Here is a 23,524-nt window from a genome sequence, read left to right on the forward strand (position 1 = left end):
CGCGTTTAAGAACACTCGGGCCAGGCTCGCTTATAGGGTCAGTAATCGGAACAGGGCGATCTTGTTGATCTCCGCCAGCGCGCATTTGAATTCGGTATCCGCCGAATTGTGAATGCGCGTTTCGAACGCCGCGAGGATCTGATGCCGGTTGCTGCCTTTTACCGCCATGATGAAGGGAAACTTGAACTTGGCTTTGTAGGCGTCGTTCAGCTCGGTGAAGCGAGAAAACTCTTCGGCCGTGCATTGGTGGATACCCGCGCCAGACTGTTCTTCAGTACTGGCCGCGGTAAGCTGGCCCTGGACGGCGGCTTTGCCGGCCAGGTCCGGGTGAGCGTTGATCAGGGCCAGTTGGCTTTGCTGATCGGCGCTCAACAGGATGTCGCTCATGCGCTGGTGCAGGGTTTCGATCTCGTCGATCGAGGCGTCCTGGCCCAGGTCGAAGGCCTTCTCGGCCACCCATGGCGAATGTTCGTAGATGTCGGCGAAAGCGGCGACAAACGCGTCGCGGCTCAGGCTCGAGGGTTTGACGGTCTGGAAGGTGCTCATTGGGCAGCCCCTTGGTACGGGTGGGTTTCATGCCAGTGGCGAGCGATGTCGACGCGACGGCTGAACCACACCTGTTCATGACTTTTAGCGTATTCGATAAAGCGTTTGAGCGAGGCCAGACGCGCTGGACGGCCGATCAGACGGCAGTGCAGGCCGATCGAAAGCATTTTCGGTGCTTCGGCGCCCTCGGCGTACAGCACGTCGAACGCGTCTTTGAGGTATTCAAAGAAATCGTCGCCCTTGTTGAAACCCTGGACCTGGGTGAAGCGCATGTCGTTGGTGTCCAGCGTGTACGGGATCACCAGGTGCGGCTTGCCGGTCGGGTTGTTCGGTTCCCAGTAGGGCAGGTCATCGTCATAAGTGTCGCAGTCGTAGAGGAAACCGCCTTCTTCCATCACCAGGCGACGGGTGTTCGGACCGGTGCGACCGGTGTACCAGCCCAGCGGGCGTTCGCCGGTGAGTTCGGTGAGGATGCGGATCGCTTCGAGCATGTGCTCGCGTTCCTGCGCTTCATCCATGTACTGGTAGTCGATCCAGCGGTAGCCGTGGCTGCAGATCTCGTGGCCGGCATCGACCATCGCGCGGATCACGTCCGGGTGGCGCTGGGCAGCCATGGCCACGGCGAAGATGGTCAGCGGAATGTCGAATTCCTTGAACAGTTTCAGAATCCGCCAGACGCCGGCACGGCTGCCATACTCGTAAAGGGATTCCATGCTCATGTTACGCGCGCCTTGCAGCGGCTGCGCCGAGACCATTTCCGAGAGGAAGGCTTCGGATTCTTTATCGCCGTGCAGGATATTGCGCTCGCCACCTTCCTCGTAATTGAGCACGAACGACAGGGCGATGCGGGCATTGCCGGGCCAATGTGGGTGAGGAGGGTTACTGCTGTAACCGATCAGGTCGCGTGGGTAGTCAGCGCTCACTGCAGTCTTCCTTCTTGTTCGTTGACAGGTTGTGTGGCGGCCTGGCGGTGAGATGACAGGCTGGCGTCACAGCGATGGGCTGATTGTATACAACTTTATGTTCGCTTTGTAAGCCTGATTTTTTGCATTTTTCATCAGTTGTCATCTTCAGGTGATAGTGCAAGAAACCTGCCTGATTGGTCAGCTAATGGATAGAAGGTGCATTGCTCTCATGGTTTAACGGCAGATTTGCTGCAAATCTCCGACTGACGGGGATAGCGCTAAAAATGTCGCTTTTATTGTGTACAATTTTTTTTAAAAGTGTCTTAATCAGTCCCTCGCCGCAGCGTTTCGTGCTCCGAATCGGTGCGGTCTCCTTTTCAACTGACTTCGGGAGGCGCGAGGTCTGACTGCTCCGTGCAGGCAGGCGCGCAGAATCAATGGGACGTTTGACTACACACGTTTTGGACGCTGCACACGGTTGCCCGGGCAGCTCGATCAAGGTCGAGCTGTACCGCGTTGAAGGCTCGCAGCTGGAATTGGTCGCCAGTGCGATTACCAACAGCGACGGCCGTGTCGATGCGCCGTTGCTGCAAGGCGATGACTACCGTTCCGGGGTCTATCAGGTTCAGTTTCATGCGGGCGATTACTACCGCGCCCGAGGTGTTCAGCTGCCGGAACCTGCGTTCCTGGACGTGGTAGTGCTGCGGTTCGGCATCTCTGCGGAACAGGATCACTACCATGTGCCATTACTGATTTCGCCTTACAGCTATTCCACGTACCGCGGCAGCTGATCCCCCAAGTAGCTGCCTCAACCTGGAAGCGACTGCGCATATAGCTTCTTTGGTCTTTCGCCCGCTCACACTGCGGGCTTTTTTTTGCGTCGTGTTTGACCCAACACATTTTGGTTGCACCCCGCTAACCGACGGCGAGGTGCACACGTTTCTCTGTCATCGTTCCTTGATAATGAAAACAGAAGGATTTCCAGCGAGCAGGTGCTGGACGCCACCTATCAGCCATACCACATCACCCTTCGCATTGGCGGCAAGTAGCAACTGGTGGGCTTCGGCACCCACTCGTGCCCTCAGCAGAGGGTCGGCAAGCTCTGGTATGGCCGGCGGCTTGATTTCAATCGCATCGGTCTCCACACGTCCCAGTTTAAGAAAGTAGACCTTATTGTGATTGGGCCTTTTAAATACCAGCGTTGGGGGCGAGAGCTGAACATTCTCAACGTTTGCAGGAAGGAAGACTTTGTAACCGCTGTGTCCCAGTATCGAGGCGAGCAATAACGAAAGTTGACCCGGTCCGTTGGGCAACTCGGCGTAGGACTGCCAGGCATGAGTGCTCTCGGGTCTGAAGTTCAACTGCTGTAAGGGCGCTACGGAATCCGGAGCGAGCAATTCGACGATCCGTCTGACGCCTTCATTGCCGGACGCGACAGGCAACATATCCAACGGGTCGCCGAGTCGTGGCACGCCGATGGTCGACTTGCCCTGCCAATGGCGAAAGGTTTGCATCATTAGCGCCAACCCGCGGCCATTGAACAGCTGCGACTCATTGGAAAGCTCAAATAGTCGCTTGGCAACGGCGCGCGAAGTCGGCTCCGTGAAACCCTTGTAGACATCCGCGACCTGTTGCGTCAGTGATTTCTCAAAGAGGCGAGCCGCACCGTCGACCTTTCGGGTATTTGTTCCTGCGTGGAGAGCCGTGGCAACGGGTTGCAACGAAGGTGCTTCCTGCAACATGCGTTCGAATGCCTCGAAACGGGAAGGCGCAAATCCCGGGTGTTGAATGAAAACGAGGGGTAGCTGATCGGCCATCGGCCCCTTTGGCACGATCGGGTAGTGGAGCTGACCAATTTTTATGGATTCGACCGAATCAGGTTTGGTTATTTTCCCCCAGGAGGCCCACAAATACGGGTTTTCATTCAAGGTGGCGGCAGGTTGGCTGTTATCTGCCACGGGGTCGGACACCTCGGTATTTTGATCCAGGCGAGGGCGTTTGCCTGGCGTGGGGCCTGACTCTTCAGCGTCTGAGGCTGCGGTGTTGATTGCCTTGCGTTGCCATAGCGTCATCCCATCAATGCCTTCGAGTACCGGGCCCGAAGGGGTCAATTCGCTCGTTGAGGAAGCCTGGTAGTCCCCGTCCGTATTTTTACGAACCATGACCGTGCCTTCTTCCGCAAGGTCGACATAGGTTCTTTTCAGCTTGTCGTAGCGCAGGCCGTTGGCATTGGGTGGCGTCAGTTTGTCGGCCAAGTGCCGGGGAATGATCTCCAGCGCTTCCGGCCTCGCTGGTACGCCTGCGGTGGCAAGAACCAGGCCCTCCCGGGCGATTCTCCACTGTGGCTGGCCAGGGATTTTCTTGAGGATCGGGCCGGGTTGGCCCGGGGCAAACGGGAGGGGAACCTGGTAATCGCCTTTCTCATTTGTTCTGATCAGAAAAATGCCCTCCTCTCCAATATCCGCGTAAAGCTGTTGCCGGCTGCTCATGAACAGCCCGGTGTTGGCGATCTTGAAGAGCTCATCGACCTTGTTTCGAGGCCAGGAAATCATGTTGGCAGCGATTTCGGCGGCGCTTGTTGCGGTAACCGGCATGTCGGTAACGACGACTGGCTGACGAGGCACGGTACTTTGCGATGAACTTGACACATTGGCGTCGGAAACGGGATTGGCATCTCCCTGCAGTCGGCCGACCGTTGCGGCGTGACTGCTTCCTCGTACCCGACTGTCTTCTGATGAAGACCTTGGAAGGGTTGTCGAAGTGGCGGGTGTATTGGAAGTTGAAACTGTTTTTGGCGGTTTAGCCATGAGCAGTGTTCCTTAAAATTTATATAAGTTGGTGATGTCTAAGCGATAAGGATCGAAGATCTGATAAGGAGCTTTAGTGGGTTTCGGCTGTATATGAAGATGGCTGTTATTAACGCTCTCTGATAATGAAAACGGACTGCCAGCCTAGCGGGGTTGTTTGAAATCCACCTAATAGCCAGACGATGTTGTTCTGTTGATTGGCGGTGGTGAGTGCTTGCTGGGCTTCATTACCCACTTGTGAAAATAAATGCGGGTCGGAAAGTTCAGGCGAGGGAGGCGAGTTTATTGCAATCGCATTTCTCTCCACGAACCCGAGTTTCAGGAAGTAAACCTTGTCGTGGCCCGCACGTTTGAATATCAGCTTGGGATTGCGATGCTCATTCAGTAAAGGAAATACCTCATACCCGTTACGTACCAACGCGGTGCTGACTAACCGTTTGAGGTTATAGTCAGACCGGTCCGCGACAAAGTTGTCCCATTCCATCTGGAAATGTCCGGGAAGGAAGTCAAGCCTGCGTAATGGTTCGCCAAATGTCGGAGTCTCCATGGAGATGATTCGTCCTTCATGATCCATGCGCGAAGCGACAGGCAATAAGTCAATTGGATTCTCGAATTTTGCATCAAAGATGCCCACTTGTTCCTTCCAGTGATCAAGGGTAAGTGTGGTGGTGTACAAACCCTCTCGGGCGATCACTTCGGAATCCCCGGAATGTTCGAATAGCTTCTTTGCGACAGCACGCGAAGTGATCGGCGAAAAGTCCGGGAATACAGCCGAAACAGATTCCGTCATCGGTTTTTCAAACAACAGGCGAGTGCTATTCACAATCCATTTGCCGTCGCTATTCAGAACGACTGGTACGGGTTGTAACCATGGTTTTGCGTGCAACATCTGTTCGAACAGGTCGAAGCGTGAGGGTGGGAATTCGGGGTGCTGGAGGTAGTTCAAGACTTTTTGTACGTTTTTTACCTCGGGTACAGTTTGATAATGAAGTTCTCCGATTTGAATGGATTCGTATGAAAGGGGCTTGTTGACCTTTCCCCATGATACCCACAGGTACGGATGTTCATTTATCGGATGGGTGGGATTGAGGGGAATAATCTGTTGCGAGGGTCCGTTTGTCTCTGGATGCTCTGCATTCCCCCCTAGGCGCTGACGCTTGCTCGGACCGGCCTCTTCGACGGTAGATGATTGTTGAGGAGCCGCCAGCTGATCAGTGGCCTGCGTCTGAGGTTTACGTCGCCAGAATCGTGTCAGTCCAATCCTCTCAAGTAGGGGGCCGGAAGGTGTCCATTCCTGGCCGAAGGTCGCCTGGTAATCTCCGTTCGCGTTTCTGGCGACTTGAACAATGCCCTCATCTATTAATTCGACATAACTTCTCAGGTTGTGCCAGCGTATGCCGAGCCTGTTGGCGGCCGGTAGCTTTTTAATCACGACCGGATTTCTGATGAGGTGGGCAGGCGCAGCGACGTTCAAAGTGGTCGCGCGTGAACCACCTGCTTGCAAGCCCGGAGTTGACGGCAAGACGGCCCACAGGGGCTTGCCTTCGACTTTCCTCAGCACCGGTCCTGCATGTTCGGGGGAGAAAGGGAAATAGACTTGGTAGTCTCCATTGGCGTTGGGTTCCACTCTGCCAATGCCTGCTTTTTCAAGGTTGGCATATAACCGTTGCTCTTTGCTCATGAAGAGCCCGGTGTCATCGACGCGTATCAGTTGATCAACCTGATCAAGAGGCCAGGACACCAGATTTTCGGGTTGCACGAAGGGGGCGTAATTACGGGCAGGCATATGGGTGACAACAACGGACTGTTGTTGTGAAGTGTCGCCTGGCAACGTATTTGGCGCAGGGGTGTCTGTAGGGTTTTCGCCTCCACGTACAGGCGTGGCAGCACGGGCAGATGAGCCGACCCTGGCCACGTCATCCTCAGGTGAAGGTCTGGGGAGGGTCGATGAAGTGCCAGGCGTATTGGGGCTGGAAACTTTCTTGGGTGGTTTAGCCATGACCGCTGTTCCGATAAATTATCTATTGAAGGTCTAAATCAGTAAGGGCACCTGAAACAGACGAACAGTTAGTTGGGTGAAAGGCAGGGCTCGTGAAGGTGCACGGCCCTGTACATCGCAGTGGTCAGTTTTGATTGAATCAGCTGTCGAGAAGCTATAAATATTTATAGGGTATGGCGGTATTTGCTACAAAAGGCTTCAGCTTAATAGTGATATATGTCTTGAATAGGCTCTATAAAAGTTTGCAGGTGTCTAAAAGCATCCGCAGATCGGCAGCGCTTACAGGAGGGGTGGATCGGGTGCCAAACTCCATTAATTCGTAACAGTGTTCTAGTTGGTGGGCGCACCGGTGTATTGGGACCAGGTCGGCGTGAACGACAGTGCGGAGCTTGTCTGTATCAAGTATCCAGCGACGGTCCGACAGGTTGTAAGAAAGACTGCCGGCAGTACCGTCTCTCATGGCTATATTTCGAACGGCGAGGTCGTCCATTTGTAAGGATGTCAGTTCTGCCGCTAGGGCTCCTTCGTTCAAAAGGAGGCCTTTAAAGTACCTGCCATCCAGCGAATCAATGTAGACCTCGTCGAAATCAAGATCGACTTTGTAGACAACCCCGTCTGGCGTGATGACACGTATTTGATCGATCAAATCCTGGGGATCATCGTAGTGGGGTAGATGAATGACGGTATGTCCGATCAGCAGATGGTTATCCACCCGTTTGATGCGGGTGTAGGCGAGGCCCGTTGCATCGAATTCCCAGGTAGACGCTGATTGCGATTTGAGGATGGCGTTCGCACGAGCACCTGGCGTTGAAATGCTTAACGTCATTTCGGAGGTGAGGTGGACAAGGTACGTCGAGCCGTCGCCCTCCAGATGTTCGATGGCTGTTTGATCCGGGTAAGCGATAAGTTTGACGCATTTCTCCCGGTTGCCCAGCTTATGGCCTTCGTTGTCCAAGGGGTGACGAAAAATATACTTTCCATCTCTAGCCGCTAGTGGCAGCGGTACTTCGCTGGTGCGCTGCATCGGGCCGTTCATCTGGAACTGATCGTTGGAAAATGCTGTATCGGGTAGGGAGGGTGGGCCGACTCTATAAGAAACGCCATCCTTCATGATCAGAATAAAATGCTGGTTCAACAGGTTGGCGGGGCGCGTTAGTCGGCTTGTTATTCTATGGTCTCCGCTCCAGATAGAGCTGGCCAGGTTCTTGATAGTCAACCGCTTATTGTCAAAGTGAAAGGTCATGCCGCATTCTTTATACATGATGCGGTCGAAATCAGGCTGGCGCATCAGGTCTACGTTGTAGTAAGCCTCGGCCCGGGTCAGTTCATGGCTGGCGTAATCCAGATAAAGGGTCGCAAGCGTGTTTGTGCTTCGTTGCTTTACTGCAAGGGTCGTATGCTCATTGAATTTCGAAATGCAATAGCTCGTGTCTTTGTCGTGTGCAACGGTATATTCGCGGTTGTAAAGTATGACCGGGTTTTGTGTTGTTCCCTGTTGGGTAATGACAGTTTTGATGTCGAACGGGTCAGCCGTCTCAAGGGTGTCAGGAAGTTCAGGCATCAAATGAAACCCGTCCTTTGTAACAAAAGTCAGTTTCCTGTTCTGCAGGTGTCGTTGATTGTTGAGTGTTTTATAGACGCCCTTGATGTACACATCCCTCTCGCTGATGTCATCGAGATCAAATCCTGAGGTGATGACCAGCTCCTGTTCTTCGATCTTCCAGCCTTTGATCAGGTCCATTCTCCAGTCCAGTGCAATGACGCTTTCGTCCACACCATCTTCAGTGATAAATACGCTGCCGGATTTATGGGCCACTGCATAGTGATCCTTTCCCGGCCCTCCGGAGGCCGACCCTTGATTGTTCAGAAGGTAGATTTTGTCATCCCCGGCGCCCGCCTCAATGGTGTCGCGACCCCGAGACTTGATAGTGTTCGGCCCATCGGTACCTATGACCTTGTTTTCCGCACCAGCCAGGGTTTCTACGTTCTCAATGCTCTCTAGAAGCGTGTGTCGATAGTTAAAGCGGCTGTCATTGGTCTGGTCACGGGTGATGATAGAAAGCCGCCCATCGTCCAGATCGATGAAATATCCAAATCTTTGTTGGTTACGCCCGGTGTAGCTGCCGGTGACGACTAATGTGTCGTTGCCCAAGCCACCTTTCAATGTAGTGGGTAGAGCGTCTTTTGGGCCGTTTTTGAGGAGTTCGGCAGCGCCCTCGAAGACGAATTCATCCTCTTTTTCGCCCCCGGTCAGGTTCTTGATACCTGCGCCGTAATAGAATCTGTTCGGCTTTTTTTCGATGCCAAGAATGGTGTCGTTTCCGCCGCCAATAAACCACACCGCTCCTTTGTTCTCTCCGGGTGCTCCAAACTCCGCCCCCGGCATATTTGCAGTCACTCCGCTGCGCGCATCAAGAGTGTCGTCACTGTCAATAACATGGGGTTTTTGGACGGTTTTATACGTGTAGTGTTGGGCATCCCAATCGAAGCTCGGCACCCGTGTTGGTGTCAGTTCTACCGTAAACCTGCCGTTTACAATGACCTCGGTACTGTCCTTTAACCTGCCTTCCAGTAATTTTCGGGCGGTCGCTTGTAACAATCTCGAATGCACAACGGTTGATTTGGCAATCGCGTGGCGGGTTTGTATGTTTTCGTCGGGACTGATTCCCCAAAACGCGAACCAGCCCGTGCGCAGGCGTTCGTGGGTAGTGAGTTCGATGTAATCATCGATATCGTCGACAACACGTACCGCCGCATAGACCTGTGATCCTGCAACCAGCAGAAGTCCGGCTGCCAGCCCCACCGGGCCGATAAAGGAGAAGCCTGCCAACGCGGCGGCCCCCAAAATCAACGTCATTGCCGCGCTGGTCACGCTCAAGCCCGCGGCGACATAGTGATCCATGGCTTCTTTGCCTGTCGCCGTCGCTGCATGGTTAAAGGATTTAACGGCGGAAATAACATCGAAGGGCAGCGTCAGTGCGCTTGCGATCAGGCCGGCACCACGCCCCAGTCGAACGCCGAAGCTGGTTTTGGCAAAATCCTTGTAGGCTTTTTGCCCCGCCTCGATCATGTATTTTGCTTGCTTGGTTACCGCAACTTCGACGGCTAACGAAGTGACTTCCGCTGAAGTGCTGAGGCTATTGAATACAACTTCGCCGTGGTCTTTTCGTGCAATGGCGTCTTGAAGCCCACGTAATCCACTGTAAATTCCAAAGGCCTGAAGGCCGGTGCCCATACTGACCATGCTGCTGCTCTTGATCCGATTCACCCACGGGGGCGTACTTTTGGATAAGTGTGCGTGGCGTATATCAAGCTTCTGTGCCGCTTTCAGAAGTTTGTCCAGTTTGTGTCGGTACTGTTCAGGATCGGCAGGCGTATCGAGTTTGTCACTTAACAGTGGCGGAGCCGTTAGCGGGCGTTGTGACGCCATTTCAAACAGTAATGAAGGAAGTGCGTAATCGTCTTTTGTACCGGTGGAGCTCATACGGGCTTCAATGTACAAAGGGTCAAACTGCAACGCGTTGACAAAAGATCGCTTTGGATGGCGAAAGAACGTATTTTGACCGTTCAAACGCTGACCATTCGATGTCGCACCCAATGCATCCAGCGCGCATCGGGTAATTGAATGGGAGCCTATCTTGATAGGACCGAATAGCTCATCTATAACCCTTAGCTGGCTTTTATTGGCGTTTGTTTCTTGCCGGGCCGAGGTGATGCTTTCTTTATCGACATCAATTGTGGTCGGTGAGTACTCATTCGCTTGCAGGTCAATGTCCGTAACTTCGACGGCGTTATAGTGATCAGGGTTGGCGGGTTGGAAAACAATTGCCATAAGAACTTCCTTTTTCAGGCGTTGTGTGCGAAGTCGCTGCGCCATGTTAGGGGGAGTTCTGAAAAGACAACTATATATATGTATATCGCGTGTTGCTGTTTGTTGCGGGGCGGGGTTGAAGTGTTGCCATCCTTGGCAAAACGGTTCCTGGTGCGGTGACGTCAATAAAGCCTTGTTGAAATTAAGTGTGAGGGTTAACGCGAGCCGATCAGTGATTGCTTAATAAGGAGGCTGCGCCCGCTCCACTGAAGAGTCCTGCGCTCACCCGGTTAAACCAACTTTGTCCTTTGCCACTGCGCAGATATTTCGCTGCGCCATGAGCGCCCAGCCCATAGGCCAACTTGCACAGCAGATCCAGCAAAGTCCAGGTCGCGATCATCACCAGCAATTGCGGCAGGAACGGTTGTTCGGCGCTCAAAAACTGTGGCAGGAAAGCAGCAAAGAACAAAATATCCTTCGGATTGCTCGCGCCTAACACGAATGCGCGTCCGAACAGGGCGCGAAAACGCGGCACCGGCGCCGCCTGGGGCACTTCAGCGCCAACCGATGGCTGGCGCGATTGCTGCCAGCTTTGCCAGGCAAGGTAGAACAGGTACAGCGCACCAACGATTTTCAGCGCGCTAAACAATTGTTCCGATGCCAGCAGGAGGGCGCCCAGGCCCAGCGCCGAGGCACTGAGCAAGCAGATCGAGGCAATCACTCCACCCAGGAACGCGGGGTAAGAACGGCGCAAACCGTAATTCAGACTGTTGCTGATCATCAGCAAAGACAGGGGCCCCGGGATCAGGATCACCACCAGCGCAGCGCCGCTGAACAGCAGCCAGGTTTCCAGACTCATCACTTTCCTCCATTTGTGCAAAAGCCCCACCCAACGGGGTGAGGCTGATTTGAAACGCTTACGCCGTAACGCTTACAAGAAAATAAACTTCGCGATGAAGATCGCGCACAGCACCCACAAACTGACGGAAATTTCCTTGTGCTTACCGGTGAAAGCCTTCAGCACCACGTAGGTGATAAAGCCTAGCGCGATACCATCGGCGACCGAAAAGGTCAGCGGCATCATGATCGCAGTCACGATCGCCGGAATGCTGTCGGTCGCTTCATCCCATTCGATGTGCGCCATGCCGCCCATCATCAGCATCGCCACATAAATCAGCGCACCAGCCGTTGCATAAGCAGGGATCATGCCCGCCAGTGGAGCGAAGAACATGGCTGCAATAAATAACACACCTACGGTGACGGCGGTAAGACCAGTCCGACCACCCGCCGCTACGCCAGCGGCACTTTCCACATAGCTTGTGACGGGCGGGACCCCGACCACCGCACCAAACACGCTGGAAGCACTGTCGGCTTTCATGGCGCGGGAAAGGTTTTCGATGCGGCCGTCCGCGTTCACCAGATTGGCGCGCTGGGCGACGCCCATCAGGGTGCCGGCGGTGTCGAACATGTGCACGAAGAGGAAGGCCAGCACCACGCTGATCATGCTGACGTTGAACACGCCCGCAACGTTCATGGCCATCCAGGTCGGCGCCAGGCTTGGCGGGGCAGACATGATGCCTTCGTAATGGACGAGGCCCAGGCCCCAGCCCGCGAGGGTCACGGTAATGATGCTGATGAGGATCGCACCGAACACTTTGTGGTAGCTGAGCACGGCGATCATCAGAAAGCAGATGGCGGCCAGCAGCGGGCCGGGTTCGCGCAGGGAGCCGAGCTTGATCAGGGTGGCCGGGCTATCCACGACGATGCCCGCGGTTTTCAGGCCGATCAACCCAAGAAATAACCCCACGCCGGCGCCCATGGCGTAGCGCAGACTCACGGGAATGCTGTTGAGCAACCATTCGCGAATCCGCGAAAAGGTCAGGAACATGAACAACACACCGGAAACAAACACCGCGCCAAGGGCGGTTTCCCAGTTGTAGCCCATGGTGCCGACCACGGTGTAGGTGAAGAAGGCGTTCAGACCCATGCCCGGTGCCAGGCCAACCGGCCAGTTGGCGTACAGGCCCATCAACAGGCAACCCAGCGCTGCCGCGATGCAGGTCGCGACGAACGCGGCACCGTGATCGATCCCGGCGTCGGCCATGATGTTGGGGTTGACGAAGATGATGTAGGCCATGGTGATGAAGGTTGTCAGACCGGCAATCAGCTCGGTCTTCACCGTGGTGCCGTGCAAGCTGAGTTTGAAAATGCGCTCAAGCAAGCCATTGCGTAACGGCGGTGAGAGTTCCAGCGTCGGGGCTTCGGATTTGCGGCTTTCCACAGCGAATACTCCTCAAGAGTTTTATTGTTATTTCCAGGGCCGGACCCATGAGGGTGGCAGCGGCCCTTTGAGGCACTTGCAAATTTGTTGACCGGCTGGTCAGAAACTCGCACGAAGTGGATTATGCTTTTGTATACAAATAAAGCAAATAATGTTTTTGATTTTGTAGACGAAAAGTTTGGCAATAGGGATATATCGCCGGGACGGATGCCTTCGTCGTACCGCTGGCCGAACCCGGTTCGCATCAGAAACAGGCGGCGAAAACGGTTTGAGGGGAGGGTAGAAACGAATAAACCGGCCAATGGGCCGGTTTATTTTGGTTCGAAATCTGCGTGTCAGGCAGCTGCGAACCGCTTATCCAGATAATCAATAATCACCTTGGACTCATACATCCAGGTGGTCTGCCCATTTTCTTCAATGCGCAGGCACGGCACCTTGATTTTGCCGCCTTGCTCCAGCAGGGCCTGGCGATCCTGTTCGTTGTTCTTCGCATCGCGCAACGCCACCGGCACATTCAGGCGACGCAGGGTGCGACGGGTTTTCACGCAGAACGGGCAGGCGTGGAACTGATACAGCGTCAGGTCCTTGGCGGCCGTTTCGACCTGAGCCTGAGCGGCAGCCGGGCGCTGCTTCTTGCCGGGGCGGGTAATGAAGTCGATGAAGATGATCAGTTGGCCAAGGCCGACACGAAGCGCTTTTACGAACACGGAATAAGCCTCACAGGGCGAACGGAAGGCGCGCAGCTTACCTGATTTTTCACGGGCGAAAAAAAACCGGCGATGAATGCCGGTTTTCTTCGTGTAACCAATTACTTGATCAAGCTGAGAAACTCGCTGCGTGTCGCGGCGTTTTCGCGGAACTCACCCAGCATCACCGACGTGATCATCGACGAATTCTGCTTCTCCACACCGCGCATCATCATGCACATGTGCTTGGCCTCGATCACCACCGCAACGCCCAGGGCGCCGGTGACTTGCTGGACCGCATCGGCGATCTGGCGGCTGAGGTTTTCCTGGATCTGCAGACGGCGGGCGTACATATCGACGATCCGCGCGACTTTCGACAGGCCCAACACTTTGCCGCTCGGGATGTAGGCGACGTGAGCCTTGCCGATGAACGGCAGCAGGTGGTGTTCGCACAACGAGTAGAGCTCGATGTCCTTGACCAGCACCATTTCGCTGTTGTCGGAGCTGAACAAGGCACCGTTGGTGACTTCTTCCAGTGTCTGTTCATAGCCGCGGCAAAGGTACTGCATGGCTTTGGCGGCACGCTTTGGCGTGTCGAGCAGGCCCTCGCGGGAAACGTCCTCGCCCAATTGGCCGAGAATCGCGGTGTAATTCTGTTCCAGGGACATGAAACTACCTGTGGGGATTTTCGCAAAGGGCAAGGGTACGGTGGCAAACACGGCGCTGCAAGCGTGAAGCGACAGCTTTACTCGTCACGCCCTTCCATCATGGTCCGTTTGAGCATCACATAAACCGCTCCGGCGCCGCCGTGTTTCGGTTGGCACGAGGTGAAGCCGAGCACCTGGGAATGCTGACGCAACCACGTGTTGACATGGCTTTTGATCATCGGCCGCTTGCCGTCCAGGCGCACAGCCTTGCCATGGGTGACGCGTACACAGCGGATTTCGAATTTGGTCGCTTCGGCCAGGAACGCCCAGAGGGTCTCCCGGGCTTTCTCCACTGTCATGCCATGCAGGTCGAGGCTGCCTTCGAACGGAATCTGTCCGACCTTGAGCTTGCGTATCTGGCTTTCCTGAACGCCGTCACGGGCCCACATCAACTCGTCTTCCGGGCCGACATCGATCACGAACTGATCGGAAAGACCATCAACGGTGGTGGCATCGGTGCGAACGGTCGCGGCTTGGCGCAACTTGGCGATTTGCGCGCGGTCGGCTTTGGGTTTGCCGGTGTCGGCGCGATCGTGCTTGATCGGCTTGACGCCTTGGATCGCACTTTTGAACAGGGAAAAATCGTCGTCTTGCATGTCAGCCTCCGCGAAGGGCGGCCAGTTTACCCAAGTCGAGGCGCTATCCATAACAATTGAGGCCCGCCAAAAAGTCGGGCCTTCGATTCAATCGTGTTTTTTCATCAGGTGCGGGGACATGTTCAGCTCTCGCGACTGGCGCGAGCGGCGACGGCAGCGACGCCACAGCCACACACCGATATAGAGCACGAACAGGCCAACCGCCAGAATGATCGCCGAACCCAGCGGGCTGGCGTTCAACTCGCCCAGGGCCGGGGGACGGCCGAGCAGGCTGGCGGCGCCGGCCATTGCCAGCAACACACCGCAGGTCGCCAGCAAGGCAGCAAAGGCTGCGCCGAATCGAAAACGCCAGTTGCGTTGGCCCTTGGGCCGCAAGCGGCGTGCATCAAAACCATCGGATAACTTCATTCCGACCTTCCTCAATGGGTATCGGCCCTTCGACCGGGAGTTGTCCGGGTTGTTCCTGAGGCTAAGTCAATTGCAGCAAATGAGAGGCTTTTGCGGATGAGCGGCGGTATTGACCGCTCTTCGCGGCCGATCAGATCAGTTCGTGAGTGAGGGCGAGGGTGGCGAAGTTGTCCGCCATGATCGCCATTTCAGTCTGTTGAACGTGCTCGGCCGTCAGTACGCCACCCTTGTAGGGCAAATCGCGAGTCGCGCAGGCGTCTTCTACCAGGGTGCAGCGAAAGCCCAGGTTCTTCGCCGCGCGCACGGTGGTGCTGACGCTGGAGTGACTCATGAAGCCGCATACGATCAGGTCCAGGGAGCCCAGGTTCTGCAAGCGTTCCAGCAATTCTGTGCCGTGAAACGCGCTCGGCAGCAGTTTGCCGATAATGGTTTCGTCCGTCTGTGGCTCCAGGCCCGGGATGAACTCACCGCGTTCGCCCTGTGGATCGAACAGCCCGCCGACGGTGCCGAGATGGCGCACATGCACGATCGGACGACCGGCTGCACGGGCAGCGGCGACCAGTTGCTTGATGTTCGCGACGGCAGCATCCATGCCGCTCAGGGCCAGCGGGCCGCTGAGGTATTCTTTCTGGGCATCGATGATGACAAGGGTCGCATGACCCAGATTGGCTGCTGCGTAACCGCGGCCGCTGAGTTGAAACATCGTTTTTGGAACGGACATTCTGGGGCTCCTTGGAGTGGGGCTTTTGCGACATTGTCCTCTGGCTGAGCGGTTCTGTGAATCGCTACTATCGTAGGCGCCGTCGTTGCTGGCGTGCAGCCTTGTCAAGATGCAGGTTTTGTTCAATAGCCAACAGCAAAAATGGATATGTCCTACATCTGATCCGCTGTTTTCCCGCGTCGTCGTGGCGCGTTTTGGCTGTTAGAATCGCCAGTCGTTTTTTCTGGAGTTTGCCCCCGTGATCACTTCCCGCCTTCGTACCCTGCGTGACCATATCCGTTGGGCCGTCAGCCGCTTCCATGGGGAGGATCTGTTTTTCGGCCATGGGACCGACAACGCTTGGGACGAAGCCCGTCAACTGGTGTTGGGTGCCTTGCACTTGCCGTGGGAAATCGCCGACAGCTACCTCGACTGCAATCTGGAAGAGGACGAGTTGGTCAACCTGCAACGCCTGCTCAAACGCCGTATCGAAGAACGCATTCCGACCGCTTACCTGCTGGGCGAAGCGTGGTTTTGCGGCATGTCGTTCATCGTCGACGAGCGCGTGCTGATCCCGCGTTCACCGATTGGCGAGCTGATCGAAAAACATTTCGAGCCTTGGTTGGGCGCCGAGCCTGCGCGGATTCTCGACCTGTGCACCGGTTCCGGTTGCATCGGCATCGCCTGCGCCTACGAATTCCAGAACGCCGAAGTGGTGCTGGCCGATCTGTCGTTCGAAGCGCTGGAAGTGGCCAACCAGAACATCGAGCGCCATGGTGTTGATGAGCGGGTGTACACCGTTCAGGGTGATGGGTTTGACGGCTTGCCGGGTCAGCGTTTCGACCTGATCGTGTCGAATCCGCCTTACGTTGACGCGGAAGATTTCGCCGACATGCCGGACGAATATCAGCATGAACCTGAACTGGGCCTGGCCTGCGGTGATGATGGTCTGAACCTGGTGCGACGGATGCTCGCTGAAGCAGCGGATCATTTGACCGAGAAGGGCTTGCTGATAGTTGAAGTGGGCAACAGCCAGGTTCACGTCGAGGCGCTGTACCCGGAAGTCGACTTCGCCTGGCTCGATTTCGAGCGCGGCGGGCATGGTGTGTTCATGTTGAGCGCGGAGCAGTGCCGCGATCATCAGGCCTTGTTCGCGTCCCGCGTCTGACCCCAATCATTGTGGCGAGGGAGCTTGCTCCCGCTGGGCTGCGAAGCGGCCCTGAAACCAGATACCAATTAATTGCAGATCAACTGCGGTCGCCTGTCTGGCGACCGCTTCGCGCTCGAGCGGGAGCAAGCTCCCTCGCCACCGTTGGTTTCGACACCGATTACCGGTGCGTAGCAATCCAGATCAACAACCCCGCCTGAAACACCGCAAATGCCACCAGGCACGTAATGGTAAAGCGCAGCCCGGCGTCTTCACGCTTGTACTTGCTGACCTTCTCTTCGTGCTTCTTCAGCTTCACTTCCTGCTCGGCCAGATTCTGCTCGGCCTGTTGAAGCATCTGCGCGGCTTCGAGAATTTCCACAACTTGCAGCTTTTCGCTGTTCCAGTCACCCACCAGATCTTCGACCCGAACTTCTTTGACGCTGCCTTTCAGATGCTGGGCGTCGGCGTAGACCACCTCAAACCCATGCGACTTCAGGAAGTGATCTCGGCGCAGGCGCGTGTCTTCGTTCAACGCATCTTTATTGTTCAGATCCGTGCCGTCGACGGTGTAGCCGGGCCAACGCTTGTTCGCCCAGGTAATCCCTTGCGCGGCCATGAACCGGCCGATGCCACGGTTCATCGGTTCAATCTGCAAGCCGCTTTCTGGCTCGAAATGCACACGCTTGGCGGTGTGATCGACCCACACGTCCAGATGATTCTGCTCTTTGCGCACGCGCTGGCCGGGCAGCTTGATGCTCATGCGCATCAGGCTGTGGTCCTTGCTGTGGCGGTCGGCGTAACCGAATTCGACGAAGCGCAATGGCCGCCCACCGGTATTGCGGTCGGTTTGCAGCGGTGCCAGACGGAGCATTTTGTGGTGCTCGACTTGAACGTCCGCCCACGGCAGCTCGACCGCTGGCGGTGCGTCTTTTTCAGCGGTCTTGTCGGGTGAAGTCTGGGTATCAGTCATAACGGCGAGATCCTGTCCAAGCTCTGCTTGTCGTCAGTCATAGCGCTGGCGACAAAGGCTTATCGGCCGTTTTTTTCAGGACTGGAGGGTGAGTAGTGGCTAACTGGTGCGAAGTCCGTCAATAAACCCGAGGATTCGTGCGCCGAGTTCGGCGGCCAACGGCAATTGCGGGTCCTTGTAAGAGGCCATTTGCCGTTTTACATCGTTGGGCACGATGCGCATGACGTGGTTCATGCCTTCGATCAGCGCAAGTTCAGCGTCCGGTTTGGCCGCCTTGAGCATCCTGGCGTCACCGACGCCGACTTGGATGTCGTTGCTGCCCTGGATGATCAACGCCGGCATTTTCAGTTTGGCGAACGCCGCCGCCGGGTCCTGGCGGAACAGCGAAATCAGATACGGCTGCACGCTCGGGCGGAAAATCACCTGCAATTGCGGTGGCACGTTGTCGTCGGTGTGGCCGGCCTTGAGGCTGTCGAGCAGTTCATTGCTGCGCAGCATCAACGGCGGTGGCAGGCGATTGCTCAATTGCTGACGTAACACCTGGTCGATCGGCCGGGCGCTGCCAGACATCGAGATGACGGCGGCGGCATCGACGCTGGGCGCCGCAAGACTGGCGATCAAGGCGCCTTCGCTGTGGCCCAGCAGAATCAGCTGGCCAAAGCGCGGATCGGTTTTGAGTTTGCGACCCCAGGCCTCGGCATCGGCCACATAGGCTTCCACCGACAGATTGCGCTCGTCCGGCGTCGCCGCGAGGCTCGCCGCCACGCCGCGCTTGTCGTAACGCACGCTGGCGATGTTGTGTTTGGCCAGCACCCAGGCCAGCCGCTTGAGGCTGTCGTTACGTCCGCCGTCCGGGTTGTTGCCGTCACGATCCGTAGGACCGGAGCCGGAAATGATCAGGACAACCGGCACCGGGGTCTCGGATTTAGGCAACAACAGCGAGCCGAAAAGCTCTCCGGTGCCGGTATCCAAAGTGATCGGACGTTGCAGGACAGTGGCCTGGGCAAAGCCGGTAAACAGGGTAAGGCTCAAGGCTAGAACTCGCAGCATCATCACGCCATCATTCACAAAGGTGCCGGTTGGACTCGCGGGCACCCATAAGGTTCGAGGATGAACTACTTGGGTAGCCTGCGTATACTGGCGCGCATTACGTATTCAGGTTCATTTCACGGAGCGTCCTGCATGTCCGGCAATACCTACGGCAAGCTGTTCACTGTCACCACCGCGGGCGAAAGCCATGGTCCGGCGTTGGTCGCCATTGTCGACGGCTGCCCGCCGGGGCTGGAGATTTCCCTTGAGGATCTGCAGCGCGATCTGGATCGCCGCAAACCCGGCACCAGCCGCCACACCACGCAGCGCCAGGAAGCCGACGAAGTCGAAATCCTCTCCGGCGTGTTCGAAGGTCGCACCACCGGTTGCGCCATCGGCCTGTTGATCCGCAACACCGACCAGAAGTCCAAGGACTACTCGGCGATCAAGGACCTGTTCCGCCCGGCCCACGCCGACTACACCTATCACCACAAATACGGCGAACGCGATTACCGCGGTGGCGGACGCAGCTCGGCCCGTGAAACCGCCATGCGCGTGGCCGCCGGGGCGATTGCGAAGAAATACCTGGCCACCCTGGGGATCGTTATTCGCGGCTACATGAGCCAGCTCGGCCCGATCGACATCCCGTTCAAGACCTGGGATTCGGTGGAAGATAACGCGTTCTTCTGCCCTGACCCGGACAAGGTGCCGGAGCTGGAAGCCTACATGGACCAGTTGCGCCGCGACCAGGATTCGGTCGGCGCGAAGATCACCGTCGTCGCCGAGGGCGTGATGCCAGGCCTCGGCGAGCCGATCTTCGACCGCCTCGACGCCGAACTGGCCCATGCGCTGATGAGCATCAACGCCGTGAAAGGCGTGGAAATCGGCGCCGGTTTCGCCAGCGTCGCCCAGCGCGGCACTGAACACCGCGACGAAATGACCCCGGAAGGCTTCCTCAGCAACAACGCGGGCGGCATTTTGGGCGGCATCTCGTCCGGTCAGCCGATCGTTGCGCACCTGGCGCTCAAGCCGACCTCGAGCATCACCACGCCAGGCCGCTCGATCGACATTCATGGCAACCCGGTGGATGTCATCACCAAGGGCCGTCACGACCCATGCGTCGGCATCCGCGCCACGCCGATCGCCGAAGCGATGATGGCCATCGTGCTGATGGATCACCTGTTGCGTCATCGCGGGCAGAATGCCGACGTGCGCGTGAGCACGCCGGTGCTGGGTCAGCTTTAATGGCTGACCTCACAGCCGCTTTGGTCTGAGGACTATGGCGGCGCTCCCGTACTGGCGGCTTTCCAGTTTCTACCTGTTCTATTTCGCCTTGCTCGGATCAACAGCGCCATTCTTGGCGCTGTACTTCGATCACTTGGGCTTTTCCAGCGCGCGCATCGGCGAACTGGTGGCGATCCCGATGCTGATGCGTTGCGTGGCGCCGAACATCTGGGGCTGGCTCGGTGATTACACCGGCCGGCGCCTGGCCATCGTGCGCTTCGGCGCCGTCTGCACGCTGCTGACGTTTTCGCTGATTTTTGTCAGCAAGACCTACGCCTGGCTGGCGATGGTCATGGCGTTGCATGCGTTCTTCTGGCACGCAGTGTTGCCTCAGTTCGAAGTCATCACCCTGGCGCACTTGAAAGGGCAGACGTCGCGCTACAGTCAGATTCGCCTCTGGGGCTCCATCGGTTTCATCATCACCGTGGTCGCGCTTGGCCGGATGTTCGAATGGCTGAGCCTCGACATCTATCCGGTGGCGCTGGTGCTAATCATGGCCGGCATTGTCATCAGCAGCCTGTGGGTGCCCAACGCGCAACCGGTTCAGGGCGAGCGAATTGCCGGAGATGGGTTTCTCAGGCAATTGCGCAATCCCGGCGTGTTGTCATTTTACGGCTGCGTCGCGCTGATGCAGGTGAGCCACGGGCCGTATTACACCTTTTTGACCCTGCACCTTGAACGGCTCGGTTACAGCCGGGGCGTGATCGGCATGCTCTGGGCGGTCGGCGTGGTCGCCGAAGTCCTGATGTTCCTGGCCATGATCAAGATCCTCGCGCGCTTCTCAGTGCGTCGGGTGCTGCTGGTGAGTTTCCTGCTGGCGGCCGTGCGCTGGTTGCTGCTGGGCTCGCTGGCCGAATTCCTTTGGGTGCTGCTGTTTGCCCAGGTGCTGCACGCTGCAACATTCGGCAGCTTTCACGCCGCTGCCATCCAGTTCGTGCAACGTAGCTTCGGTGCACGTCAGCAAGGTCAGGGCCAGGCGCTTTACGCCGCGCTCGCCGGCACCGGCGGCGCATTGGGCGCGTTGTATTCCGGCTACAGCTGGAATGCCCTCGGGGCCACGTTCACCTTTAGTATTGCCAGTCTCGCAGCCTTCGCCGCTGCCGTTATCATTGCCACACGCATGCAAGAGGACAGGCCATGAGCCTTACCCGTGAACACCTCGCCCAGGAAATCATCGACGCCGGGCGTTTTCTGTATGGCCGCGGCTGGTCGCCGGCCACCAGCAGCAACTACTCGACCCGCCTGTCGCCGACCGAAGCGCTGCTGACCGTGTCCGGCAAGCACAAAGGCCAGTTGGGTGTGGATGATGTGCTGGCCACCGACCTGTCGGGCAATAGCCTGGAACCTGGCAAAAAACCGTCCGCCGAAACCCTGCTGCACACCCAGCTTTACAGCTGGCGCCCGGAGATCGGCGCGGTGCTGCACACCCATTCGGTGAACGCCACGGTGCTGTCGCGCCTGACGCCGCAGGATTTCATCGAGTTCGAAGATTACGAACTGCAAAAAGCCTTCAGCGGCGTCTCGACCCACGAGTCCCGGGTGCGCGTGCCGATTTTCGACAACGACCAGGACATCGCGCGTCTCGCCGCCAAGGTGCAGCCTTGGCTTGAAGCCCATCCCGATTGCGTCGGCTACCTGATTCGCGGCCATGGTCTCTACACCTGGGGCGCGCGCATGAGCGACGCACTGCGGCAGATCGAAGCATTTGAATTTTTGTTCGAATGCGAGTTGAAGATGCGCTCACTCTTGAACCATAAAAGCTGAAGCGTCACGCATGAACCGCAACGCATGAACCGTTAAGGAGTTGCCCTGATGAGCAGCCTGTCCGTTTACCACGTCTCAAGCCCTGATATTCCGAACAAGGTGCTGACCCATTTCGAAGACATCGCCTCGACCCTGGCCGAGCAGGGCGTGCGTTTCGACCGCTGGCAAGCCACGGCGAAAATCCAGCCGGGCGCCAGCCAGGAAGAAGTGATCGCGGCGTACCAGGAACAGATCGACAAGCTGATGACCGAGCGCGGTTACGTTACCGTCGACGTGATCAGCCTGAACAGCGATCACCCGCAAAAAGCCGAACTGCGCGCCAAATTTCTCGACGAACACCGCCATGGCGAAGACGAAGTACGATTTTTCGTCGCCGGCCGTGGGCTGTTCACCCTGCACATCGACGATTACGTCTACGCCGTGCTGTGCGAGAAGAACGACCTGATCTCAGTACCGGCCGGCACGCCACACTGGTTCGACATGGGCGAGCATCCGCACTTCGTCGCGATCCGTCTGTTCAACAACCCTGAAGGCTGGGTTGCCAACTTCACCGGCGAAGACATCGCCAGCCGCTTCCCGCGTCTTGAGGACTGAGTCGATGCCGATCAAAGCGATTCTCACCGACATCGAAGGCACCACCAGCGCGGTGAGTTTTGTGTTCGACGTGCTGTTTCCGTATGCCGCCAAACACCTGCCGGACTTTGTTCGCCAGCACGCCGAGCGCGCGGAGGTGGCCGAGCAACTGGCCGCCGTGCGCCGCGACAGCAAGGAACCGGGCGCCGACGTCGAGCGGGTGATCGAAATCCTGCTGGGCTGGATTGCCGAAGACCGCAAGGCCACGCCGCTGAAAGCATTGCAAGGCATGGTCTGGGAGCAGGGTTATCAAGCCGGGCAGTTGAAAGGCCACGTTTACCCGGACGCCGTTGAAGCGCTCAAGCGCTGGCATCAGGACGGTTTCAAACTGTTTGTGTATTCCTCGGGCTCGATCCAGGCACAAAAGCTGATCTTCGGCTGCTCGGAGGCGGGTGATTTGTCGCCCCTGTTCAGCGGTTACTTCGACACCACGTCGGGGCCCAAGCGTGAAGCGCAATCTTACGAGCGCATCACCCAGGCCATCGGAGTGGAGGCGGCGCAGATTGTGTTTCTGTCAGACATCGTCGAGGAATTGGACGCGGCGCGCATGGCCGGCATGGCCACCTGCGGGCTGGCCCGAGAAGGCGGGGAGCTGGCGGGGCATGTGACCGTCGACAGTTTTGCGCGGATTGATCCCTCCACCTTTTAACGTCGAAACGCCTTACCTATCGGAGCGAGCAAGCTTCGCTCCTACAAGGGTTCGATGCAGGCTCAGAAACTAAACAGGCCGTGAAGCGAAAGCTTTCACGGCCTGTTTGTTTACAGCGCGTTTATTGACACAACCGCAGGGTTCACGCCGAGTGATAGGTCGGCAGGGCAAACCGCTGCTGGCTTTGCAGCATGGAAATCTGCGGCAGTTCGCTGGCCTGTTCGGCCAGGTCACGACGAATCGCACTGATTACCCACGACAACTGATCGCCGGCATGCAATTGCTGGTACGAAATCGAACGCTTGAACACTTTGCCTTCGGTGCTGCGCAGGGTCAGCAGAATGCCACCGTCCGGACGCGGCTGGGTGTTCACTTCGAAGTTGGAGAACAGGGAGGTAAATTTTTCTTGGATCAGGCTCATGTCTATCAGCTCCGTTAGCACTTGATTGGCAAGCATGGAGAGGTAGTTGCAGTGATTGTGCCAGCACCTGATATTTTTAAAATCGTTATAAATCAATAGCTTATATTTTTGGTGGATTTTTGCTTTCGTGCAATCTGCATGAATGGCCATCGTGCATCCTGCATTTTGCGTGGTCGGC

22 protein-coding genes are annotated in these 23,524 nt (G+C 56.9%); 7 read left to right on the forward strand and 15 right to left on the reverse strand.

The features are described 5' to 3' along the window. Window positions 1-30: 30 nt before the first annotated feature. Together uraD and puuE are read right to left on the reverse strand one after the other, a co-directional pair. Window positions 31-546, reverse strand: coding sequence for a 2-oxo-4-hydroxy-4-carboxy-5-ureidoimidazoline decarboxylase (gene uraD, locus ACA075_RS08865; RefSeq protein ID WP_497298133.1), 516 nt, complete (start codon window positions 544-546; stop codon window positions 31-33). Then, window positions 543-1,469, reverse strand: a complete 927-nt coding sequence (puuE, locus tag ACA075_RS08870; RefSeq protein WP_497298134.1) for an allantoinase PuuE — start codon at window positions 1,467-1,469, stop codon at window positions 543-545. Before puuE ends, uraD begins: the two co-directional genes overlap by 4 nt. A gap of 419 nt (window positions 1,470-1,888) precedes the next feature. Between puuE and uraH the strand changes: the two genes are divergently transcribed. Beyond that, window positions 1,889-2,242, forward strand: coding sequence for a hydroxyisourate hydrolase (gene uraH / locus ACA075_RS08875; protein ID WP_010456673.1), 354 nt, complete (start codon window positions 1,889-1,891; stop codon window positions 2,240-2,242). Between the two features lie 156 nt (window positions 2,243-2,398). Here uraH and ACA075_RS08880 read toward each other — a convergent pair whose 3' ends face one another. From ACA075_RS08880 to ACA075_RS08925, 10 genes are all read right to left on the reverse strand, one after another. Further along, the gene (locus ACA075_RS08880) at window positions 2,399-4,258 is read right to left on the reverse strand and encodes a hypothetical protein (RefSeq protein ID WP_497298135.1); all 1,860 of its coding nucleotides are present in this window, start codon (window positions 4,256-4,258) and stop codon (window positions 2,399-2,401) included. Window positions 4,259-4,367: 109 nt separating this feature from the next. Beyond that, window positions 4,368-6,257, reverse strand: a complete 1,890-nt coding sequence (locus ACA075_RS08885; RefSeq protein WP_497298136.1) for a hypothetical protein — start codon at window positions 6,255-6,257, stop codon at window positions 4,368-4,370. Window positions 6,258-6,489: 232 nt separating this feature from the next. After that, a complete protein-coding gene (locus ACA075_RS08890; RefSeq protein ID WP_497298138.1) occupies window positions 6,490-10,089 on the reverse strand; it encodes a calcium-binding protein in 3,600 nt (1,199 codons plus the stop codon). 208 nt (window positions 10,090-10,297) lie between these two features. Beyond that, window positions 10,298-10,927 carry a LysE family translocator gene (locus ACA075_RS08895; protein ID WP_497298139.1) on the reverse strand — a complete coding sequence of 210 codons (630 nt, stop codon included), beginning with the start codon at window positions 10,925-10,927 and terminating at the stop codon, window positions 10,298-10,300. Window positions 10,928-10,999: 72 nt separating this feature from the next. After that, window positions 11,000-12,349 carry an NCS2 family permease gene (locus tag ACA075_RS08900; protein ID WP_042932677.1) on the reverse strand — a complete coding sequence of 450 codons (1,350 nt, stop codon included), beginning with the start codon at window positions 12,347-12,349 and terminating at the stop codon, window positions 11,000-11,002. Between the two features lie 335 nt (window positions 12,350-12,684). Beyond that, window positions 12,685-13,056 carry a glutathione S-transferase N-terminal domain-containing protein gene (locus ACA075_RS08905; protein ID WP_129436949.1) on the reverse strand — a complete coding sequence of 124 codons (372 nt, stop codon included), beginning with the start codon at window positions 13,054-13,056 and terminating at the stop codon, window positions 12,685-12,687. Window positions 13,057-13,157: 101 nt separating this feature from the next. Continuing rightward, window positions 13,158-13,703: a GTP cyclohydrolase I FolE gene (folE, locus tag ACA075_RS08910; protein WP_003204506.1), complete on the reverse strand. Its 546-nt coding sequence runs from the start codon at window positions 13,701-13,703 to the stop codon at window positions 13,158-13,160. 77 nt (window positions 13,704-13,780) lie between these two features. Beyond that, on the reverse strand, window positions 13,781-14,338 hold the full coding sequence (locus tag ACA075_RS08915) for a Smr/MutS family protein (protein ID WP_497298140.1): 558 nt from the start codon (window positions 14,336-14,338) through the stop codon (window positions 13,781-13,783). An 87-nt stretch (window positions 14,339-14,425) separates the two neighbouring features. Then, window positions 14,426-14,746 (reverse strand): hypothetical protein, encoded by a 321-nt coding sequence (locus ACA075_RS08920; RefSeq protein ID WP_010456650.1) that lies wholly within the window; start codon window positions 14,744-14,746, stop codon window positions 14,426-14,428. Window positions 14,747-14,876: 130 nt separating this feature from the next. After that, entirely contained in the window at window positions 14,877-15,467 is a 591-nt protein-coding gene (locus tag ACA075_RS08925; RefSeq protein WP_497298141.1) for a cysteine hydrolase family protein, read from the reverse strand. Window positions 15,468-15,705: 238 nt separating this feature from the next. Here ACA075_RS08925 and prmB point away from each other — a divergent pair, with 238 nt between their 5' ends. After that, window positions 15,706-16,614, forward strand: coding sequence for a 50S ribosomal protein L3 N(5)-glutamine methyltransferase (prmB, locus tag ACA075_RS08930; protein ID WP_497298143.1), 909 nt, complete (start codon window positions 15,706-15,708; stop codon window positions 16,612-16,614). A gap of 160 nt (window positions 16,615-16,774) precedes the next feature. Here the strand turns inward: prmB and ACA075_RS08935 are convergent, their stop codons facing one another. After that, entirely contained in the window at window positions 16,775-17,566 is a 792-nt protein-coding gene (locus tag ACA075_RS08935) for a hypothetical protein (protein WP_497298144.1), read from the reverse strand. Between the two features lie 99 nt (window positions 17,567-17,665). Next, on the reverse strand, window positions 17,666-18,619 hold the full coding sequence (locus tag ACA075_RS08940; protein WP_497298145.1) for an alpha/beta hydrolase: 954 nt from the start codon (window positions 18,617-18,619) through the stop codon (window positions 17,666-17,668). 129 nt (window positions 18,620-18,748) lie between these two features. Between ACA075_RS08940 and aroC the strand changes: the two genes are divergently transcribed. Genes aroC through mtnC form a run of 5 tightly spaced genes read left to right on the forward strand, consistent with a single transcriptional unit; the run spans window position 18,749 to window position 22,925 of the window. Continuing rightward, on the forward strand, window positions 18,749-19,840 hold the full coding sequence (gene aroC, locus ACA075_RS08945; protein WP_497298147.1) for a chorismate synthase: 1,092 nt from the start codon (window positions 18,749-18,751) through the stop codon (window positions 19,838-19,840). A 34-nt stretch (window positions 19,841-19,874) separates the two neighbouring features. Then, entirely contained in the window at window positions 19,875-21,020 is a 1,146-nt protein-coding gene (locus ACA075_RS08950) for an MFS transporter (protein ID WP_497298149.1), read from the forward strand. Continuing rightward, window positions 21,017-21,643, forward strand: a complete 627-nt coding sequence (locus ACA075_RS08955; protein ID WP_497298151.1) for a methylthioribulose 1-phosphate dehydratase — start codon at window positions 21,017-21,019, stop codon at window positions 21,641-21,643. Before ACA075_RS08950 ends, ACA075_RS08955 begins: the two co-directional genes overlap by 4 nt. Before the next feature lie 48 nt (window positions 21,644-21,691). Next, window positions 21,692-22,237, forward strand: a complete 546-nt coding sequence (locus tag ACA075_RS08960; protein WP_259150911.1) for a 1,2-dihydroxy-3-keto-5-methylthiopentene dioxygenase — start codon at window positions 21,692-21,694, stop codon at window positions 22,235-22,237. A 4-nt stretch (window positions 22,238-22,241) separates the two neighbouring features. After that, a complete protein-coding gene (gene mtnC, locus ACA075_RS08965) occupies window positions 22,242-22,925 on the forward strand; it encodes an acireductone synthase (RefSeq protein WP_497298152.1) in 684 nt (227 codons plus the stop codon). A 142-nt stretch (window positions 22,926-23,067) separates the two neighbouring features. Here the strand turns inward: mtnC and ACA075_RS08970 are convergent, their stop codons facing one another. Then, window positions 23,068-23,346: a DUF3509 domain-containing protein gene (locus ACA075_RS08970; RefSeq protein WP_010456630.1), complete on the reverse strand. Its 279-nt coding sequence runs from the start codon at window positions 23,344-23,346 to the stop codon at window positions 23,068-23,070. Between the last annotated feature and the right edge of the window lie 178 nt (window positions 23,347-23,524).

Source organism: Pseudomonas sp. LBUM1663 (assembly GCF_059695905.1).

What these genes read in the sequence shown, in the direction of transcription:
- uraD (WP_497298133.1), bottom strand. Translation starts at nt 546, where the DNA reads ATGAGCACCTTCCAGACCGTCAAACCCTCGAGCCTGAGCCGCGACGCG.
- uraH (WP_010456673.1), top strand. Translation starts at nt 1,889, where the DNA reads ATGGGACGTTTGACTACACACGTTTTGGACGCTGCACACGGTTGCCCG.
- ACA075_RS08880 (WP_497298135.1), bottom strand. Translation starts at nt 4,258, where the DNA reads ATGGCTAAACCGCCAAAAACAGTTTCAACTTCCAATACACCCGCCACT.
- ACA075_RS08885 (WP_497298136.1), bottom strand. Translation starts at nt 6,257, where the DNA reads ATGGCTAAACCACCCAAGAAAGTTTCCAGCCCCAATACGCCTGGCACT.
- ACA075_RS08890 (WP_497298138.1), bottom strand. Translation starts at nt 10,089, where the DNA reads ATGGCAATTGTTTTCCAACCCGCCAACCCTGATCACTATAACGCCGTC.
- ACA075_RS08895 (WP_497298139.1), bottom strand. Translation starts at nt 10,927, where the DNA reads ATGAGTCTGGAAACCTGGCTGCTGTTCAGCGGCGCTGCGCTGGTGGTG.
- folE (WP_003204506.1), bottom strand. Translation starts at nt 13,703, where the DNA reads ATGTCCCTGGAACAGAATTACACCGCGATTCTCGGCCAATTGGGCGAG.
- ACA075_RS08915 (WP_497298140.1), bottom strand. Translation starts at nt 14,338, where the DNA reads ATGCAAGACGACGATTTTTCCCTGTTCAAAAGTGCGATCCAAGGCGTC.
- ACA075_RS08920 (WP_010456650.1), bottom strand. Translation starts at nt 14,746, where the DNA reads ATGAAGTTATCCGATGGTTTTGATGCACGCCGCTTGCGGCCCAAGGGC.
- ACA075_RS08925 (WP_497298141.1), bottom strand. Translation starts at nt 15,467, where the DNA reads ATGTCCGTTCCAAAAACGATGTTTCAACTCAGCGGCCGCGGTTACGCA.
- ACA075_RS08935 (WP_497298144.1), bottom strand. Translation starts at nt 17,566, where the DNA reads ATGACTGATACCCAGACTTCACCCGACAAGACCGCTGAAAAAGACGCA.
- ACA075_RS08940 (WP_497298145.1), bottom strand. Translation starts at nt 18,619, where the DNA reads ATGATGCTGCGAGTTCTAGCCTTGAGCCTTACCCTGTTTACCGGCTTT.
- aroC (WP_497298147.1), top strand. Translation starts at nt 18,749, where the DNA reads ATGTCCGGCAATACCTACGGCAAGCTGTTCACTGTCACCACCGCGGGC.
- ACA075_RS08950 (WP_497298149.1), top strand. Translation starts at nt 19,875, where the DNA reads ATGGCGGCGCTCCCGTACTGGCGGCTTTCCAGTTTCTACCTGTTCTAT.
- ACA075_RS08955 (WP_497298151.1), top strand. Translation starts at nt 21,017, where the DNA reads ATGAGCCTTACCCGTGAACACCTCGCCCAGGAAATCATCGACGCCGGG.
- ACA075_RS08960 (WP_259150911.1), top strand. Translation starts at nt 21,692, where the DNA reads ATGAGCAGCCTGTCCGTTTACCACGTCTCAAGCCCTGATATTCCGAAC.
- mtnC (WP_497298152.1), top strand. Translation starts at nt 22,242, where the DNA reads ATGCCGATCAAAGCGATTCTCACCGACATCGAAGGCACCACCAGCGCG.
- ACA075_RS08970 (WP_010456630.1), bottom strand. Translation starts at nt 23,346, where the DNA reads ATGAGCCTGATCCAAGAAAAATTTACCTCCCTGTTCTCCAACTTCGAA.